The sequence below is a fragment of the Microcystis aeruginosa LEGE 91341 genome (assembly GCF_015206885.1).
Lineage (GTDB): Bacteria > Cyanobacteriota > Cyanobacteriia > Cyanobacteriales > Microcystaceae > Microcystis > Microcystis aeruginosa_H.
The window spans coordinates 1-18,440 of the sequence record NZ_JADEXY010000088.1 but is presented as its reverse complement, the minus strand read 5'-3'; the positions used below and the strand labels follow the sequence as shown (position 1 = coordinate 18,440).

The 18,440-nt window shown below is 45.4% G+C and carries 17 protein-coding genes, 1 tRNA gene and 1 pseudogene; 13 read left to right on the top strand and 6 right to left on the bottom strand.

Features of this window, described 5'->3' with window-relative positions; genetic code table 11:
* Positions 1–449 precede the first annotated feature (449 nt).
* The 3 genes from IQ234_RS13915 to pheS form a co-directional block, all read right to left on the bottom strand.
* Positions 450–1,574, bottom strand: a complete 1,125-nt coding sequence (locus IQ234_RS13915; RefSeq protein WP_193957531.1) for an NAD(P)/FAD-dependent oxidoreductase — start codon at positions 1,572–1,574, stop codon at positions 450–452.
* A 227-nt stretch (positions 1,575–1,801) separates the two neighbouring features.
* Positions 1,802–2,146: a DUF4870 domain-containing protein gene (locus IQ234_RS13910; protein ID WP_110579957.1), complete on the bottom strand. Its 345-nt coding sequence runs from the start codon at positions 2,144–2,146 to the stop codon at positions 1,802–1,804.
* A 13-nt stretch (positions 2,147–2,159) separates the two neighbouring features.
* Positions 2,160–3,164 carry a phenylalanine--tRNA ligase subunit alpha gene (gene pheS, locus IQ234_RS13905; RefSeq protein ID WP_193957530.1) on the bottom strand — a complete coding sequence of 335 codons (1,005 nt, stop codon included), beginning with the start codon at positions 3,162–3,164 and terminating at the stop codon, positions 2,160–2,162.
* A gap of 241 nt (positions 3,165–3,405) precedes the next feature.
* Between pheS and IQ234_RS13900 the strand changes: the two genes are divergently transcribed.
* A complete protein-coding gene (locus IQ234_RS13900; protein ID WP_193957529.1) occupies positions 3,406–3,699 on the top strand; it encodes an RNA recognition motif domain-containing protein in 294 nt (97 codons plus the stop codon).
* Positions 3,700–4,029: 330 nt separating this feature from the next.
* Positions 4,030–4,194, top strand: a complete 165-nt coding sequence (locus IQ234_RS13895) for a hypothetical protein (RefSeq protein ID WP_002733784.1) — start codon at positions 4,030–4,032, stop codon at positions 4,192–4,194.
* Here the strand turns inward: IQ234_RS13895 and IQ234_RS13890 are convergent.
* The gene (locus tag IQ234_RS13890; RefSeq protein ID WP_193957528.1) at positions 4,191–6,890 is read right to left on the bottom strand and encodes a CBS domain-containing protein; all 2,700 of its coding nucleotides are present in this window, start codon (positions 6,888–6,890) and stop codon (positions 4,191–4,193) included. The genes IQ234_RS13895 and IQ234_RS13890 overlap by 4 nt on opposite strands.
* A 113-nt stretch (positions 6,891–7,003) precedes the next feature.
* Between IQ234_RS13890 and IQ234_RS13885 the strand changes: the two genes are divergently transcribed.
* The 7 genes from IQ234_RS13885 to IQ234_RS13855 all read left to right on the top strand — a co-directional run bounded on the left by IQ234_RS13885 (position 7,004) and on the right by IQ234_RS13855 (position 11,112).
* Positions 7,004–7,459: a CopD family protein gene (locus tag IQ234_RS13885; protein WP_193957527.1), complete on the top strand. Its 456-nt coding sequence runs from the start codon at positions 7,004–7,006 to the stop codon at positions 7,457–7,459.
* Positions 7,460–7,821: 362 nt separating this feature from the next.
* Positions 7,822–8,010 (top strand): photosystem II reaction center protein PsbZ, encoded by a 189-nt coding sequence (gene psbZ, locus IQ234_RS13880; RefSeq protein ID WP_002732865.1) that lies wholly within the window; start codon positions 7,822–7,824, stop codon positions 8,008–8,010.
* A gap of 195 nt (positions 8,011–8,205) precedes the next feature.
* Positions 8,206–8,751: a 6,7-dimethyl-8-ribityllumazine synthase gene (gene ribH / locus IQ234_RS13875; protein ID WP_193957526.1), complete on the top strand. Its 546-nt coding sequence runs from the start codon at positions 8,206–8,208 to the stop codon at positions 8,749–8,751.
* Positions 8,752–8,808: 57 nt separating this feature from the next.
* Positions 8,809–9,108 (top strand): hypothetical protein, encoded by a 300-nt coding sequence (locus tag IQ234_RS13870; protein WP_193957525.1) that lies wholly within the window; start codon positions 8,809–8,811, stop codon positions 9,106–9,108.
* A 71-nt stretch (positions 9,109–9,179) separates the two neighbouring features.
* Positions 9,180–9,251, top strand: a tRNA-Gly gene (locus IQ234_RS13865).
* A gap of 171 nt (positions 9,252–9,422) precedes the next feature.
* Positions 9,423–9,854 carry a hypothetical protein gene (locus tag IQ234_RS13860; protein ID WP_193957524.1) on the top strand — a complete coding sequence of 144 codons (432 nt, stop codon included), beginning with the start codon at positions 9,423–9,425 and terminating at the stop codon, positions 9,852–9,854.
* A gap of 10 nt (positions 9,855–9,864) precedes the next feature.
* Positions 9,865–11,112 carry a glutamate-5-semialdehyde dehydrogenase gene (locus IQ234_RS13855; RefSeq protein WP_104397941.1) on the top strand — a complete coding sequence of 416 codons (1,248 nt, stop codon included), beginning with the start codon at positions 9,865–9,867 and terminating at the stop codon, positions 11,110–11,112.
* 102 nt (positions 11,113–11,214) lie between these two features.
* Here the strand turns inward: IQ234_RS13855 and arsM are convergent, their stop codons facing one another.
* The gene (gene arsM, locus IQ234_RS13850) at positions 11,215–12,189 is read right to left on the bottom strand and encodes an arsenosugar biosynthesis arsenite methyltransferase ArsM (protein ID WP_193957523.1); all 975 of its coding nucleotides are present in this window, start codon (positions 12,187–12,189) and stop codon (positions 11,215–11,217) included.
* Positions 12,190–12,233: 44 nt separating this feature from the next.
* Between arsM and IQ234_RS21970 the strand changes: the two are divergent.
* The 4 genes and pseudogenes from IQ234_RS21970 to sigC all read left to right on the top strand — a co-directional run.
* Positions 12,234–12,404 (top strand): annotated as a pseudogene (locus IQ234_RS21970) (type II toxin-antitoxin system RelE/ParE family toxin); the annotation flags it as partial.
* A gap of 364 nt (positions 12,405–12,768) precedes the next feature.
* On the top strand, positions 12,769–13,764 hold the full coding sequence (locus IQ234_RS13845; RefSeq protein WP_193957522.1) for a LysR family transcriptional regulator: 996 nt from the start codon (positions 12,769–12,771) through the stop codon (positions 13,762–13,764).
* A gap of 43 nt (positions 13,765–13,807) precedes the next feature.
* Entirely contained in the window at positions 13,808–14,869 is a 1,062-nt protein-coding gene (locus IQ234_RS13840) for an anthranilate phosphoribosyltransferase family protein (RefSeq protein ID WP_193957521.1), read from the top strand.
* A gap of 232 nt (positions 14,870–15,101) precedes the next feature.
* Positions 15,102–16,370: an RNA polymerase sigma factor SigC gene (gene sigC / locus IQ234_RS13835; RefSeq protein WP_193957520.1), complete on the top strand. Its 1,269-nt coding sequence runs from the start codon at positions 15,102–15,104 to the stop codon at positions 16,368–16,370.
* A 442-nt stretch (positions 16,371–16,812) separates the two neighbouring features.
* Here sigC and IQ234_RS13830 read toward each other — a convergent pair whose 3' ends face one another.
* A complete protein-coding gene (locus IQ234_RS13830; RefSeq protein WP_193957519.1) occupies positions 16,813–18,075 on the bottom strand; it encodes a sulfonate ABC transporter substrate-binding protein in 1,263 nt (420 codons plus the stop codon).
* Between the last annotated feature and the right edge of the window lie 365 nt (positions 18,076–18,440).

Below are 18,440 nucleotides of genomic sequence, written 5' to 3'. Positions count from 1 at the left end.
TATTTTCCGACAAAGATAAGCAAAAATTATTTATTGACTGCAAAAACTTGAGAATATTTAAATTAACATTTCGCAATATTTATAAATTCTTAAGAATTAATTGAGAAAGATTTTTATTTAACAACGATGTTATCAAGGTTACAGCGATTTGATAGAATTTCATAATGGGCTATTTTGTGCTTTTTTGGGCAGCAATAGTTGAAAACCTTGCCACACCTAGAAGGTAATCCTAATTAAGACGGGTAAATCAGTCAATTTCACCCACAACGATGATCTTTTTTTTATGTAGTTTTATTGCAAAAAAAAAGTTTTTTTGACAAAAAGCACAAAGTATGATAGTAACCCAACGTATTTCTGGCTGCGAGTAATTATTGTAGAGAGGGGAAAGGGGAGAAAAAAGCCGAATACTGACTCCGTTCGGCTGAGCTCACGGCCGAAGCCTAACCCCATCAACAAACTTTTTCAGCAAACCCTAACTTATCACTTAACATTTCCCTGACCATTTGAGCGGTAGCAGGGGCCAATAAAACCCCGTTGCGGTAGTGTCCCGTGGCCAGAATAACGTTATCGTATCCGGGCAAATATTCGATGATGGGAGCGGATTTTTTCTCTGGTCGCGGTCGCTTACCGGACCAAGTACGCACGATCGCACCCCCGGCCAAAGAGGGACAAAAAGCGATCGCTTTTTGATACATTTGTTCTAGCAAGGCAGTATCGGGGATAATTTCGCCCTTTTCGTCCATAAATTCCACCGTTGCTCCAATCCAGTATTCTGCTCCGGCCAAAGGCAGAATATGCAGGTCATTTCCCGTTAAAATCGGCTTAAAATCGGAACTTTCTAAAGCTTGCGTCAATTTTATCTGTAAAGCTTGCCCTAAAACCGGTCGGATCTCCACTGGATGGGTAAGAGTTTCGGTTAAAGCAGTGGAACCAATTCCCGCAGAAAGAATCAAAAAGTCGCTTTCCTCTATACCATTAGAACTATAAATGTGGGTGCATTGCCTCAAATTAGAGCCTTGAAGCTCTATCTTCCCGAAATTTTCAACTTTTAACCCAAATTGACATTTAACCCCCCTTCTTGCCGCAGCAGCGACGAGAGCCTCCGTGAGCAAGGCCGGGTTAATTTGACGATCACTGGGAGAATAGATAGCACCCTGGAGATGCTCGGCCACTTGGGGACATTTTTGGTTTAAAGTCTCTTTATCCCATATTTCTAGACAATATCCCTGTTCTTGGCGTATTTGGGCTAACTTGCGCCAATTTTCTTCGTCTTCGGCACTCGATCGCAGAAGGACAATGCCATCACGGTTACAGGGAATAGTCAGTCCAGTAAGGGATTCTAACTCAGGAAGGAGGGTTTCGTAACGTTTTAAACTTTCTTGCCGCAATTTCCAGGCTCTACCTTTAGTTTTATGGCTGATAATACCCATTAAAATCCCTAAAGCTGCCCCGGTTGCTCCTTGTCCCGGTTTTTTTTCATCGATGAGGGTAATTTCTAATCCTTCGACGGCGCTTAATTCGTAGGCAATGGTGGCCCCCACTATCCCCGCACCGATGATGACAATTTTAGTCATAAGACCTCTTGCAAAAATCAAAAATCTTCCTTTAGGTGAGGAGTCAGGAGCCAGTCGTCAGGATTCAGTATTCAGGATTCAGTAGCCAGTCGGCAGGAGTCAGTATTCAGGAGTCAGGAGTCAGGAGATAGGAGATTATTTATTTATTCTCCCCACACCCTACACCCCACACCCTACACCCTACACCCTACCCCCAGAAAAAACTTTTTGCCTCAAACCCTAATTAATTACAGAACCCGGAAAATAAAAGGATAACGGAAAACCTTATAAGCATCGTTCCAGACTTGCAGAATAGCAAGAATGGGGAGAACAATATTCACCACAGCAAGAATCGGTAAGAGCAAATAACCGATTAAAACCCAAACTAGAATCCCAGCAATTAGGTAGTATAACCACATATTCAGGTGAAAGTTTAAAGCTTCTTTGGCGTTTTCCTTCACCGTTTCATCATCAGAAATGAAATAAATAGCTAAGGGAATCCCCACCGATACCAGCGTAGCACTCAAAAATATCGAAGCATGACAAGCCACGGATAGGAATCTTTTTTTGGTTAAATCTTCACTCTTGACCATCGGGTTTATCCCCCTAAAATTGGCGGAGAAAGCGGATATCGCTATTATAACAACGGCGAATATCGTCTATCTCATGTAATACCATAGCAAATCTTTCCACGCCAAAACCAGCAGCAAAACCCGTATAGATTTGGGGGTCATAACCGACTGCTTTTAAGACATTGGGATCCACCATACCACAGCCCATCACCTCCAACCATTTGCCTTTCCACTGTACATCTACCTCGGCCGAGGGTTCGGTAAAAGGGAAGTAGGAAGCGCGGAATTTAACCGGTAAATCGGCCCCAAACATTTGCTTAAGAAATTCTTTAATTGTTCCTTTCAAATCCGTAAAAGTTAATCCCTTATCCACCGCTAATAATTCCACTTGATGGAAAACCGCAGAATGGGTTGCATCCACGGTATCACGACGATAAACCCGGCCCGGGGCCACAATCCGAATCGGGGGTTCGTGACTTTCCATGTAGCGAATCTGGACCGGGGAGGTATGGGTCCGCAATAAACGACCATCCCTCAAGAAAAAAGTATCCTGCATATCCCGGGCCGGATGGTCAGCAGGGATATTTAAAGCCTCAAAATTATAATAATCGCTTTCTACCTGCGGCCCAGTAGCGATGCTGTAACCCAGACCGACGAAAATGTCGATCATGCGATCAACTGTGCTATTTAAGGGGTGAATTCGTCCTAAAGGACGGCTAAGAGCAGGTAGGGTGACATCGAGGGTTTCCGCCGCTAATTTCGCTTGAATTTGGGCATTATTTAGACTTTCTCGCCGGGATTCCAGCAGCGATTGTACTAATTCTTTGACCTCATTAGCGATCGCACCGAGGCGCGGCCTCTCTTCAGGGCTTAATTTGCCCATTTCGCGTAAAATCTGCGATAATTCTCCTTTCTTACCCAGATAATTCACCCTTAGCTGTTCTAAGTCTTCTAGGGTTGTTGTTTGTTCGATGGAATTTTCGGCTTTCCCTGCCAGGGTTTTTAGGGCAGTTTCGATCGGATGGGGGGATAAACTCATAATTAGGGCATTTTCTAGGGCAGCATTCTAGTCTAGTTTATCTGCTCGGGTGGCGGGAGCGGCAGAATCGATCAAAGCTAATAGCTATGTGCTAGGATAGAGGTTGAGAATAAAAGTCGGCACTGCGGCTCGTTGTCAGTATTAATGGTTAAAGCGTTTCTGTTTAGTATTGGTTCAGCTAGTTCCCGAAATCTTGGTTCTCTACAAATCTGTTGTTTTTATCTGTGCAAGGATAGCTTTTATGTCAATTTATGTTGGTAATCTCCCCTTCGAGGTTGACCAAGACGATGTAGTCGAAGTTTTTACCGAATATGGTAAAATCAAGCGCGTTCACTTTCCCATGGATCGGGAAACGGGCAAAAAACGCGGATTCGCTTTCGTGGAAATGGAAACCCCAGAGCAGGAAGCGGCCGCTATTGCTGCTCTTGACGGCGCCCAATGGATGGGACGAGACTTAAAAGTCAATCAAGCTCGTGAAAAAGAGCCCAGATCTTCCTTCGGTGGTGGTGATCGCAATCGGGAGCGTCGCTACTAATCCCCAATCGTAACCATTCTAGGCTATGATTACCTAGAGTTTGCTGAATAAATCTAAAAACCTTTTTGGGTAATACTTTTAGACTTTTTGTCAATCAAAAAGTACCAGTTCTGGGAGTGATCGGGGCAAAATTCTGGGACTTTTTCTCTGAAAATTAGGTAATTGACCAGATGAGAATCGGTAAAAACCTACACCCCACACCCCACACCCCACACCCTGTCCCCACGAAAAACTTTTTCAGCAGACCCTACCTAACTTGTTTTCATTGTCAATAGGGGGAGCGAGCGCTCGTTTCCCCGCTTGTCCATCTAATATCCCAAGGAGATTCTTGTGGCTAAACGTCGTAATTTGAAAAAAGAAAAAGCTGAACGCAACCGCGCCTACGCTCGTCAATTCCGGGCTGCCTCTAATCGTACCACCACCAGAGGAGGTAGAGGCGGTTATTCCAGCGATCAAAGACAATCTTCGGAAAATGAAGGGGCAGCCGATACCTAATCTGCTGACTTAGTTAATCTAGCAATAAAAGCCATAGCCTCGCTTTTATTGCTGACTATTCCATCTAAAGTCGCCCCCAACACCGCCGCAAGTAACGATTTAAACTGGGGACCGGGTTGATAACCCAAAGCTTTTAGGTCATTACCGTCGATAGGAGCCTCAATCTGCGACCATTTAGTTAAATATTGCCAGATTAAACCCCGAATCCTAGTCTGACTCCTCACCGCCACCAGTAACAAACTAGGAACCTGATAACCATTGAAAAAGCTGACGATTTGACTAATGGGTCGATCATAAGCAAAATTATTGCTAATCTCCCTTTCCATAACTTCTAGTTTTTGTAAACGCCCCACAGTATCTTTGGGCAATTGTAAATTATTAGCGATCGCTATTCTTTCCTCCACAGCCAGAGAAGCGATTAATAATTCCAACCGCATTAACCAAGCATTCACCGGCAATTCCAGACTTAAACAATCTAACCAACGACTGAGACAGCGCAATTGTCGCCATAAAGCCCGATTTAAACTTAAATCCCCGTGTAAACAGTGCAAAGCCCCCAAATCAGCCAACTTTTCTAAGGCACTTTCCCAGTAATCCGCCTCTAAAATATAATTCAACTCCGCTTTTAAACGGGACTGTAAAGCGGGTGCATTCTGATTTTGTTGCCGTGAGCGATCATAAACTCCACTTTCGATCGCATACCTAATATAGTTTTCTGTCAAGGGTTCAATAACAAATCCTAACCGAGTGGCAAAACGCACCGCTCGATAGATGCGCGTCGGATCCTCAATAAAACTATTAGCGTGGAGAACCCGGATTTCTTGAGCGCGTAAATCCAACATACCGCCAAAAAAGTCGAGTAATTCCCCCTCTTTCGGCGAAGTTAGGCGAATTGCCAGAGCATTAATCGTAAAATCCCTTCTATACAAATCCTGTCGAATCGAACTAGCCTCCACTTGGGGATTACTCGCGGGATAGGGATAGAATTCCGTGCGTGCCGTGGCGATATCCACCCATAACGAGCCAAAACGCTCATCTTTGTGCCATAACAAAGCCGCCGTCTGAAATTCCCCGTGAATCGATAACCGGGCCCCCGGATAAATTTCCTGTAAACAATTAGCCAAATCCACCCCCGCACCCACACCGGCGGCACGATGGCAGCCATCCACCACTAAATCGATATCCTGTAACAATAAAGAATCCCTTTCTGTGGCTAACAATAAATCCCGCACCGCACCCCCAACCAGATAGAGATGCCAACCGCGTTTTTGAGCGGCAGCGGCGGCAGCTTGCAGGAATGACCATAAAATCGGCTCTAAACGCTCTTTAATCGCTGGTAAAAGACAAGAAACCAACGCAACCCCTTCAAAACGCACCCGCTCATTTTGATGAATCTGTCTTAATACATCTGTACGAGTGACGATACCGACTAACTGCCCATTTTCTAGTACAGGTAAACGCCCCAAATCATACGTTACCATCAGCGACTCGATTTCCTGAAGAGAAGTGTCCGGGGTAATAGTTTTCGGATTACAAGTCATGTATCCCTTCACAGGAGAGCGAGAAAAGCCGTGATGGAGAGCTAAATCGAGGTCACGACGAGAAATCACCCCAACTAAGCGATCCTGCTCATCTACCACCGATAACCCCGAATGGCCGTAACGGAAAAGGATGCGCTCGGCTTGAGATATGGAAGTATCGGGACGAATTGTTCGTACTGGGGAAGACATTAAATCCCTAGCAGTGGGAGAAGGGGGAATTTGAGCAATTAAGTCCCCCAGTAGTTGATTTAACTGTTGAACTGGCTGAACATCGCGAAAACTCACCGAAGCGGCCTGAGCATGACCACCGCCGTTATAGGGGGAAAAAAGCTGATATAGATTTACCCCATCGATTCTAGAGCGACCAATCACAGTTAAACGCTGTCGGGAATTATCTTCCTCGTCTTTACTATAACTATGGCCAAAAAGTAGCGCATCACTATCGGATAATTCCAGTAGGCGCTCGGCTACACTAGACAAACCCGGGATAAAATCGGCAGTATGGAGAAGAACGTGGGCGATTTTACGGCCATGGATCGTTTTAATCTCTAGATTTTCCCAAGCAAGGCTAAATAACTCCTGTAAGCGCGGGGAAAAACTCGGTTGACAGTATTGGGCGATCGTTTTAATGTTAGCAGCACAGGTCATTAACCAAGCCAAAGCATAGGCATCCCTGGGGGTACTACCAGCAAAAGTCAGGGAACCCGTGTCAACGTGAATACCGAGCGCCATTACCGTCGCTGCCATCGAGTTTGGTTTAATCTGGGCTTTTTGTAAAGCTTCGACAATCAAAGTCGTGGTGGCTCCCACCGCTTCTAAATGGACGCTAGAGGCATGAATATCGCTTTCACTATCCAAATGATGATCATACAATTCGATCGCCTGTAAATGCCCTAAATCGAGCCACTGGGAGGCTTTTCCCAGACGCTCTCGCCACTGATTATCAACGATAATTAAAGAGCGAATCAGGTCCGGATTGACACTACGCATTTCAATCAAAGCGAACTCATCCCGATGCAGGGCCAAAAATTCCCTCACCGTCGGGTGCGCTCCCCCCGTTAACACAATACGACTACCCGCTTTCAGCAACGATAAACCCACCGCTGCCCCCAAAGCGTCAAAATCCGCCGTTTGATGACATAAAATTAAATCCATATTTTTTAGTAAGGAGAATATATCAGGATTTTTTCTGTATCTATTGTTACCGAATACTCGGAAATAGCCTGGTCAAGGACTATAAGTTAGCAAATCAAGACCGAGAGAAACCCATGTTATTCAACATTTTAGTAATTCTGCACACCCTAGGGGCGACCGTCTGGGCCGGTGGACATTTATTGTTGGCAGTCACCGTTCTACCCCAGTCCCTCAAAAACCGAGAACCAGACCGAATTCGTCAATTTGAGCAATATTTTGAAGGTTTGGGGTTATCTGCGCTATTGTTGCAGGTAATAACAGGCCTAGGACTGACTTGGATTTATTTGCCCGGTTTTCGTGATTTTTGGTCATTTGATAGTTTTTTATCGGTTTATATAGGAATTAAGTTGGCTTTACTGTTATTAACTCTCATCTTGGCCCTTCATTCCCGCTTTTTTCTCCTTCCTCAACTGAGCGAGGAAAACTTAAATTTCCTTGCCCTGCACATAGTCGCCGTCACAACTCTAGCAGTATTATTCGTCATTTTTGGCGCCGGCATCCGTTTGGGAGGCCTGACCATTAGCTTTTAGCAGTTCAGCAGTCTGGACATCTTTCTAAGGCAGCTTTGGCGAAAACGCAAAAATAGGGTAATCTGAGCAGGGTATCACAGAGAGTCAATTCCCCCACCTAACCCCTGCCCTGCTGCTTTTGGCAAGCATAGACACTGGAAAAAAGTTTTCAGCCCCGCTGCGGCTAGGTAGTCAGTGGCAGTAAAATTAAAATGCTCGTGGATTCGGTCTGACGGGCATATCTCCTTGTAAACCCTGATTCAGGGAGGACTTAGAGAAAGGATCGTCCAGTTAAGTTGAGTGGAAGCGAGGCTCTTCCATACAAGTATCAAATCTGGGAGAATTATCTAGATAAAGATCAACTGCTTTAGGAGAACCCAATCATGTCTATTGTTTTTCAATTTTTTCTCATTGCCCTAGTTTTATTTTCCTTGCTGATGGTGATTGGTGTCCCCGTTGCCTATGCTTCCCCCCAAAACTGGGACCAATCGAAACCCCTTCTCTATGTGGGTTCGGCAATTTGGGCGATTTTAGTTGTTGCCGTCGCTATTTTAAACTTTTTAGTGATTTAGTGTTGATCAGGGGGAAGGGAGACTCCGAGACAGGAGACAGGTGTTAGGTGTTGGGGTTTTGGGGTTTTGGGGTTTTAGTTCAATTTCCCCACCTCCCACTCCCCAATTCATAATTCATAATTCCCACTCCCCATATCCCCACTTCCCAATTCATAATTCATAATTCATAATTCCCACTCCTAACCCCTTCCACCTATGACTGTTTTTGAGGGAAATTTTACCGAAGATATATCGTCCTTGCGCTTTGCGATCGTGATTGGTCGTTTTAATGATCTCGTCACTGATAAACTGTTATCAGGCTGTCAAGACTGTCTCAAGCGTCACGGGGTTGATGTTAATCCCGACGGTACGCAAGTGGATTATATCTGGGTACCCGGTAGCTTTGAAGTGCCAATGGTAGCCCGTCAAGTCGCCCTTTCCCACCGTTACGATGCCGTTATTTGTCTAGGGGCAATTATTCGCGGACAAACTCCCCATTTTGACTACGTTGCCGCCGAGGCTGCCAAAGGTATTGCTGCGGCCGCTTTTCAGACAGGTGTTCCTGTTGTCTTCGGTATTCTCACCACTGATACTCTACAACAGGCCCTCGAACGGGCCGGTATTAAAAGTAATTTGGGCTGGAATTATGGCCTATCTGCCCTAGAAATGGCTAGTCTCATGCGTCAATTGCGCCCCCGGAATGAAGATAAACCCCTAGAATTATTGGAAAATAATCCCCAACAGGCACTGACGGAAGGCTAAGAAAATTCCCCCAGCATTTAGGATTTTAGTTGTCCCCACTCCCCCGGAGTTCCACTGATGAGCGAAGCTGAACAGAACAAATATATTAACCAACTCAGACGGCAATTAGTCAACGCTGTCGAGAGAATCAAGACTCTGGAATTAGATTTAGAACCAGAGGGGCGGATTACGGAAGCTTTTGACGCTATGGAACGGCATATAGATGAAAAATTCGCCGCAGTGGATGAAAAATTCGCCGCCATTGACAAGCGTTTTGATCGCCTGGAACATCAGTTCAACCGACTACAGGCTAAGATAGAAGTGGTTCTCGAAGCTATTACCGGTTTAGGGGATTTGCCAGAAGATGAATCATTGTAAAAAAATGCTCCAAACCACTTGACAAATGCTCTGAGATTTGGCATACTCAGGGAAGTGTGAAAAAACGGCTTGCGGGCATAGCTCAGTGGTAGAGCGTCACCTTGCCAAGGTGAATGTCGCGCGTTCGAATCGCGTTGCCCGCTTAGAAAAATCTTGAAATAGCTCTTAAGATTAGTAGGAATAATTTAGGTATATCCCTTAAGATGGGAATTATCCGTGAGTAATAGGGTTGAGGATTTTCAGCAACCATTGAATCCCTTAGCTATTGACCACGAGCAACTAAAAACAACCATTTATAAACAAAAATTTAGCTTGTGCGACCGCATAAATACACCAAAATCGACCAACACCAAGACTATCCATGTCCCTGTCGTCGGAAAGGGACATTATGCCCGATTTTATTGACCGATGCCTTTGGCTGCGATCGCTGTCAACAGATATTTGTGTTACAGGAAAACGGCCAAATTATCGAACAATTAGCTCCCCACTATCCCTATAAACGCAGTTGGCGCTGGACAGGATTTCGTTGGGTGAGTACCAATCAGCGCCTTGGACAAGAGGTATTACCCCTGATAGTGGGGATAATTCTGTTATTATCGATCGTCTGGCTACCCTTAATTTTAAAATCACCGCCCCTTCGACTTGGCTCAGGGCAAGCGGGGGTAAGCGTGATTTTTGGGGCAATTCTAGTTATGCTATTAGTTATTTTGCCCGCATTCATCTTTTGGTTAGCCTATCGACGCTAGACAAGAATCTATGATCGAAAGTTCCTCCATCCCCCCCCTGACGATCTTTAAGCAAGCATACAATGCTTTTCTGGCTCTAGGTCAATTTAATGGCAATGAAAGAAATCGCGGAGTAATTGCGATCGCTAATGCCATTAAAACTGGCTTTGATCGTATTTTAGAAGCCAATACCCTCGATTTAGAAGTCAGTCGAGAGATGGCTGTCTCAGAACAAATGATTCGCTGGTTACGGTTAACTCCCGAACGTTTAGAGACGACGGTGGAGGTATTACAACAACTAGCGGAAGCATCAGATCCGCTGCAACAGGTAATTAACGCAGCCTATCAACTTAATCCTTCCCAAACCTATTGCCAAAGGATGCCCTTAGGAGTGATTGCCTTCGTCTATGAAGGTTTTCCGGAATTAGCGATGGTAGCGGCGGGATTTTCCCTAAAAAGTGGCAATAGTTTGATTATTCGCGGTTCCAATGCCTCTAGTCATTCCGATGGGGTGATTACGGAAATTATCCAAGAAGCATTGGAAGATGTGGGTTTACCAGTGGATTGTGTCAGTGGTTTACCCTGTGATTCTAGTCCCTCCCTAGAGGAGTTGCTGACCCAGGAAAATTATGTTAATTTGATTATTCCCTACGGTCGCCCTAGTTTAATCGGTCGGGTGAGTCAATTGGCCACGGTTCCCGTTTTGCGTGCGGCCATGGGAAACTGTTATTTATATTGGTCTCCTAGTGGCGATTTGGAGTTAGCTCGTCAGGTAATTATCGATAGTCATGGCAGCATACCAGATCCGGTTAACGCGATCGAAAAAGTTTTAATTAGTCCCCATCACAATTCTTCGACTTTAAGTCGTTTGTTTAAAAGTTTGCAGGAAAAAGGCTTTAAATTGCGTGGAGATACCCGATTAGCGGCGGATTTTCCGGAACATTTAACCATTGCTACCGATAATGATTGGCAAAGACCCTATTTAGAAAAAACGGTGGCTTTTAGGTTAGTGGATACCCTCACCGATGCGATCGCTTGGATTAATAAGTATAGTAGTGGTCATGCGGATTGTATTGTCACCGAATCCTATCGAGAAAGTCGTCAATTCGCTATGGAGTCCGATAGTGCTTTAGTTTATATCAATTCCTCACCCCGATTTGATCGCAATCCCAAACAGGGAGAATCGGTATTTTTGGGCATTTCCAACCAAAAAGGCCAGCGCCGGGGGTTAATCAACCTAGAAACCTTTACCACCCTTAAACAGGTGGTGCAGGGCTAGTTTTTTTCAGTGATCAGTAAACAGTAAACAGTGAACAATCACTGATAACTGATAACTGATAACTGATAACTGAGGGATCGAACTTGTCTCAATCGTGCTTTTTTAACAGCAACCGCCCCCATTATAGTGCCAAGTGGACTCGGTGATGAGGATATCTTGGGGGGAGAAACGAGCTAAGTTGCTCGCAGTTTTATCACAGACGGCCACTGGTAATCCTTTGGCTAAAATATGCCCAGCGCCATCATCAAAAATTGCCTCCGTACCAGTATAAATAGCAGTTTTGCCGGTAAAAATACAGGCCCCATCTTCGGGAATAGCTACTTTAAAAGCAACGGAATCCAAACTTTCTAATAGGAGTGGCTCGGCTAAATTATAACTCTGACAGTCCAGTAAACGATAGGGACGACGGGACCGAATTTCTACCTGACCAAAACCAGCAGCGATCAACTGTTGAATATAATCATCGTAGGTCAAGGCTCCCGATAGACACATAGCCCTTAAACGCTGATCTTCTTGCAAATGTTCGGGAATTGGACGAGGGGCGATCGGATCACTCATCAGTAAACGTCCTCCCGGTTTTAAGACGCGAAAAGCCTCGCGTAAAGCTAACTGTAAATCGGCTGGTTTAAAGATATTAAAAAGACAATTCTGCGCCACCACATCGACGGAGGCATCCTCCACCGGCAATTCAAAAGCGGAACCATCTTTAATTTCCACAAAATCGAGACTAAACCAAGGATTTTCTGGCAGTGCTTCGCCGAGATTTCTTTGGGCTGCCCAACGCATTTCCGGCACTGGATCCACCGCAATGACTCCCCCCGGACGACGGGAAAAATAGGCGAATTGCAGTGCTTCTAAACCACCACCCACACCCACATACAAAACCGTGGGAGAATTGCCCAATTCATTAACCTGCACCGTCGTGCCACAACCATAGTTCATCTCCTGCATAATGGCGGGGATTTTTAACCCCGGCAGTTGCAAAGGACTGCTTTGAACACAACATAGCCCCACTTCGGGAGTTTGGGCTACTTCGCTGTAAAATTTGGCAGTAGCTTCCAGATAGGTCATTTTCATCTTTTAAACTCCTTTTCTCTAATCAATTCAAGGACTAACTTCGCATCCTCGCCCAACGCTATCTTAGCATTCGTACTGACCCACAACCCCTAATTGATCACCTTTAAATAGCCAAGTTCATCGGCGATCAAATCCCAGAAACAGGTTACACTGTCTTTAAAGTTGGCCTCAAAAACAGCGATATTCACAAGGGCAAAAGTACCGGCTATCCTGTTAAGTGGGTGGGTGGAATTAAATATAAGATGAACGTAGGTTGAGTTGAAGCATGAAACCCAACGCCCGCTCATGTTATGCTACTGCTAACCCATCCTACAAATAATTGTGCCTCCCTACTTAATACTAAATCCTGTTTAAAAGGTATAGGAGAGCAGGGAGAGGGGGAGCAGGGGGCTTTTTTCAATGCTCAGTCAACAGTAAAAAGTAATCAGTGAACTGATAACTCAAATCTGACACCTGCTAACTGATAACTGATAACTGATAACTGATAACTGAGAAAACGGTAGCAATTTCTACCAAAAGTCCCAATAAAATTCGTTATTGTCATAAGGTCATGACGGAATGTAATTAAAACCAGAAAGAATGCGGATCGAGCAGTTGCAAGCCTTTTTAGCCGTAGCCGATATGGGCAATTTCGGTCAAGCCGCGCGGCAGTGTGGAGTCACCCAATCGACTATCAGTCGCCAGATTCAATCCCTAGAAACCGATTTGGGCTTACCTCTTTTTCATCGTACCGCCCAAGCAAAATTAACCATTGCTGGCGAAAAATTACTGCCCCGGGCGAAACGGATTTGTCAAGAATGGACGAATATTCACAGGGAAATCACTGATCTACAGGCAGGAAAACAGCCGGAGTTGTGCGTGGCGGCGATTCATTCCGTCTGCGCCCACTATTTACCGCCGATTTTGCCGAAATTTTGTGCTGAATACCCAGAAGTGCAGTTAAGAGTTACAGCCCTAGGCAGCGATCGGGCTTTAAAAGTGCTGCGGGATGGTTTAGTTGATGTGGCGTTGGTAATGAATAATCGTTTTCTCACCTCTAGCCCCGAGATGGTGGTAGAAATATTATACGAAGAAGCGATCGAAATTCTCATGGCCGCTAATCATCCCCTCGCCCAATACAAAGAAGTGCCATGGTCAGAATTAATCCCGTATCCGCAAGTGGTTTTCAAAGATGGCTACGGAATGCAAAGATTAGTACAAGAATGGTTTTCCCGTCAGGATGCCCACCTAAAAACTGTCATGGAATTAAACACCCTTGATGCTTTTCGCGGTGTGGTGCGTCAGGGTAATATTATCGCTCTTCTGCCCCAATCTGCCCTAATGGAGGCTCGTAGCGATGCCACCCTCGCCATTCGTCCCCTTCGACTTGGCTCAGGGCAAGCTCTTGCTTCCCCTAGTGGCGAAAATCCCCATCTTAATAATGGTAAATTTAGTCATCGTCTCACCCGTCAGGTAGTCCTTGTCACCACTAGCGATCGCCTACACATACCACCGATCGCTCATTTTTGTCAATTAGTGCGGCAAATAAAGCAAAGTATGATTAAAAACCTAGAAAATCACCACGTCCAGCCTTAGCAATCCCAATCAATCCCATTTACTTTTTATTTTCTTCCTTGAGATGAGCGATACTTTTCGAGAATTATTAAAAGCGATCGGTAGTGGCACCCATACGGGCAAAAATTTAACCCGTCCCGAAGCGGCAATGGCCACCAAGATGATGTTAACCCAAGAGGCAACCCCGGCCCAAATCGGTGCTTTTATGATTGCCCATCGCATTAAACGCCCCACCAGCGATGAGTTAGCGGGAATGCTTGATGCCTACGCCGAGCTTGGCCCGCAAATAACCCTAGAATCAGCCTCTTTTCAGCATCCGATCGCTATTTTTGGCAATCCCTATGATGGACGATCTCGCACTGCCCCGGTTACTCCGATCACTACTTTAATCCTAGCGGCGGCGGGGGTTCCCGTAGTCCTGCACGGGGGCGATCGAATGCCGACTAAATACGGTATTTCCCTCAGGGAAATCTGGCAGCAATTAGGAGCAGATTTTAGTCAATTATCCTTAGCAGCAGTGAAAGACTGTTTAATCACCACAGGATTGACTTTTTTCTATATTCCGCCTCATTTCCCTCTAGTACAGAATTTCATCACCTATCGGGAGCAAATCGGTAAACGTCCGCCCATGGCCACGGTAGAGTTAATCTGGTCGCCTTTTGTGGGTAATATTCATCAAATATCGGGTTTTGTTCATCCCCCCACCGAGGATCGTTTTTGCGAAACTTTTGCCCTGAGAAATATCTCTCACTTCACCACCGTGAAAGGATTAGAGGGGAGTTGTGATTTAGCCTGTAATCGGACGGCGATTATCGGTCTGGGAAATCCCACCGATCCCCCTTCCTTTCAGCGATTTTTCCTAAATCCTCGCGATTATGGCTTCTGTCCCTCGGATTATCCCCTCGAATCTTTAGAGATGCTCACCGCTAAATTAAAGGGTTTATTAGCTGGAGAAAATAACGAATTAACCGACGCGGCAATTTTTAACGGTGGTTTTTATCTTTGGCGCTGTGGAATTGCCCCGGATATCCCCACCGGTTTCCAGCAAGCACAACAATCTTTACAGTCAGGAAAAGCCCTGGCTAAACTAGAACAGATCAGTAATTATCTCAAAAATCAGGAATAGATAGGAATAGGACTGTAGGGGAAATTACTTCTAAATCAATCATTAATTCGAGAAGTTGGGCCAAGAAGGTAAACCCCAGACTTGCTATAACTTCTAGGTTTAAAGATCAATACTTTTGAGAAAAAATTTTTCCCGACGGCATCATTTCCGCGCTCAAGCGGGAAAACTATGACTACGGTGAACGATTTAGAAGTTTCTAATTCCTATCACAGTCGCCCGTAGAGAAGCCCCTATGTCTGCAATTAATCCCTCGACGCTCGAGACTGAATTTATCTCTCCCTCTTTTTCTATCTTAAAACTGAAGGAAAACTCGATCGACCTAGATGAAGATTTTCTCGGCCATGATTTAAAAGATGATTTAGTATCTAGTCCCAAAAAAAGCTACAGCAACCGTACAACTACCGATTTAGTCCGTTTATATCTACAAGATATTGGCAGAGTGCCTCTACTCAAACGGGACGAGGAAGTTGAACAAGCGCAACGGGTGCAGCGTCATCTGTCTTTACTGAAATTACGCGCCACTGCCGTTAAAAAAGGTGATGCACAAGTACAGCAATTTGTCAAGTTAATTAAGATTTGCGATCAACTGACCGCCCTTCGGCTTCTCTCAGGGTCAACTCGATCAGCCCATCGTCCCTCCCTAGAAATTTGGGCAAAAACTGCCCAAATCACCGTGTCTGAGTTAAAAAATGCTTTAAAAGCAGGAAAACAGCGTTGGGCGCACCTAGCGGGCTTAGAAGTAGGGGAATTAGAAGAAATTATTAGCCTTGGTACTCGTGCCAAAGAACAGATGATCAAGGCCAATTTACGTCTGGTGGTGTCGGTGGCCAAAAAATATCAGAATCGCGGTTTAGAATTATTGGATTTGATTCAAGAGGGAACCCTAGGTTTAGAATGCGCCGTCAAGAAATTTGATCCCAGCAAAGGCTATCGTTTTAGTACCTATGCCTACTGGTGGATCCGTCAAGGAATTACGAGGGCGATCGCAACTCAAAGCCGGATTATTCGCTTACCGGTTAGTATTACCGAAAAACTCAACAGAATTAGGAAAGCACAACGGAAAATCTCAAAAATGCGCGGTCGCAGTGCGACCGTAGAGGAAATTGCCCAAGAGTTAGCGATGACTCCTGAAGCTGTGCGGGAATTGTTGATGACAGTGCCGCGTTCGGTTTCCTTAGAAATAAAAGTGGGTAAGGAAAAAGATACGGAATTAATAGACCTTTTGGAAACCGAAGAAGTGTCTTCAGAAAATCGTCTTGTCTATGAATCTTTGCAAAGAGATATGAGAGAATTATTGGCAGATTTAACCACTCGCGAACGAGAAGTGATTGAATTGCGCTATGGTTTTCTCGATGGTAAATCCCATTCCTTGGCTGATATAGGTCGCATCTTGGAATTATCCGGGGAAAGGGTGCGAAAAATTGAGTTGAAAGCGTTGCAAAAACTGCGTCAATCCGGGCTACATCATCAAATTCGTGATTATTTTGAAGGGTTGAGTTAGTTAAGGGGTCGTGCAAAATAAATTTCCTAGTGAAGAAAGGCAAAAGGCACTCATGCAAGAGGCAAGGGGGGGTTAGATATGTGTAATTAGGGCTTGCTGAATAATGGTAAAACCCTTTTAAAATAAGGCTTTTGACCTGTTAAAGTCCGATGTTCATGCTGCGAAAATAGGATTGGGACTTTCAAAAACCTTGCATTATCCTTCTTGTAGTACATAGCTTGGTACAAAAAACAAGGGCAACAAAGCCCGAAACGACCGGCTCCTGACGACCAGCTACTGACTCCTACCCCCAGGAAAAACTTTTTCAGCAGACCCTAATTAATTTTGCTTAGGTAGTTAGATCATCAACAGAAGAACCCTACTAGGGAGTTAAATGCCCCCTAATAATCGGCCATTTGGTAGCGGCATCAATCCCACCAATGCCCAAAATATTGCCGTCGGGTTAATATGTCCAATTTTGTTTTGTCTGTAGGGTGTAGGTTCCGTCGCGCACATTGACCCGATGGGGGATCAGCTTCAGGTCTCGGAAGATATTAGCTTGGTGTTGTAGGGTCGTCAGAGAGCGATCGTCGATCGGGATAATGGCACGTTCAGAGGCCCGTTGTTCGAGATTAGTGATGATCGCTGGATCGATCTCGTGGTGATCTGCCAAGCGTCTCGTCGCCTCTAACTCCTGTTGTTTCGCCCAAGCACCCGCCTCGTTCACCTCTTCTAAAATCACCTTCAGTACATCGGGATAATCCCGCACCAATTCGGGAACCGCATAATAGTAGGTCGGCACTTCTAGAGAGGCGTTTTCCCCAAAGATACTCCCCAGATCGGCCACCGATCTTCCCGGATAGGTGCGCGTCTCGGTGGGGGAATAGGGAACCCACACCACCCAAGCGTCGATCTCACCGCGACGGAAAAGCACCAGCGCTTCCGGTTGGGTTGCATACACCAGTTCGATATCGCTTAATTCTAGATCCACTCTCATCAGTGCGCGGATGAGGACGTAATGGGCGCTCGAACCTCGATCAAAGGCGATTCTTTTGCCTTTTAAATCCGCCAAGGTCTGTATTAGCGAATCTTCAGGCACGAGGATCGCCTGACCTTTCGGGGCGGTATATTTTTCTTTGGCTACCCGGACAAAGACGTGTTCCGCCGCTTGCGAGAAAATACTCGCCGTACCGCCACCACCACAGAAGTCGATCATTCCGTTGCTCAAGGCCTCGATTAGCGAGGAAGCGGAAAGAAAACTCGTCCACGTTACCGTCACCCCAAAGGGTTTTAAGCGTCTTTCCAGAAAGGCCTGGGAGCGGAGAACTTCCAGATTAGTCATGCCCTCAGGGTAGCCGATCTTGAGGGTTCCTAGCCGCCGCGCTTGTTTGGCTAGGGGAGTGATAGCAGAGGGGGTTGGGCGCTTGAACCAGCGATCGATCGCAATACAGAAGAGAATGCCAGCGATAAATAATCCCACGGTTTCCAATAGCCGGGGGGTCGTATTCTGGGGGAATTTAAAGCTATCGACGAGGTTGAGAATCGGGTTATCCGAGCGAGAATTTTGACCGACGGCGATCTCGCGTAGCGAGCGCTTTGCGTTCGTGTCGGAAAATCCAGCCAGGAGAAAGCTCCCCACCAGACTGGTCACAAAAAGCACTGCGGGACGAACTCCCCGGCAATTTCGCCACGGTTTCCAGAGACACTTGATCGAACGGTGGAGCATGGGATTTCTCGCAGAAAACAAGATTTATCGTCGGGCAAGGAGACAAAAGAGAAGGGTTTCCCAACTCGATCCCTTCGACTTGGCTCAGGGCAAGCGGGAGAGGTTCCATTAGTTTTATCTACATACTATAGAAATCCACGACTCCTCGATTGTGTAACGAAGTACATTTATAAATGTATTGAAAATGATATAGTTTTAAAACAAAATTGCGCCCGCCTTTGAGAGATCGAGGTAATATAGACCTCCTGCAAAAATAGGAACTGATTATGTAAAATAAAGTAAAACACTCAGAAAAACAATGACTTACGAAAAAGTAAAAAATTTGAATCCAGAAGAGTTTAAACGCTTTTGTGGAGTATATCCTG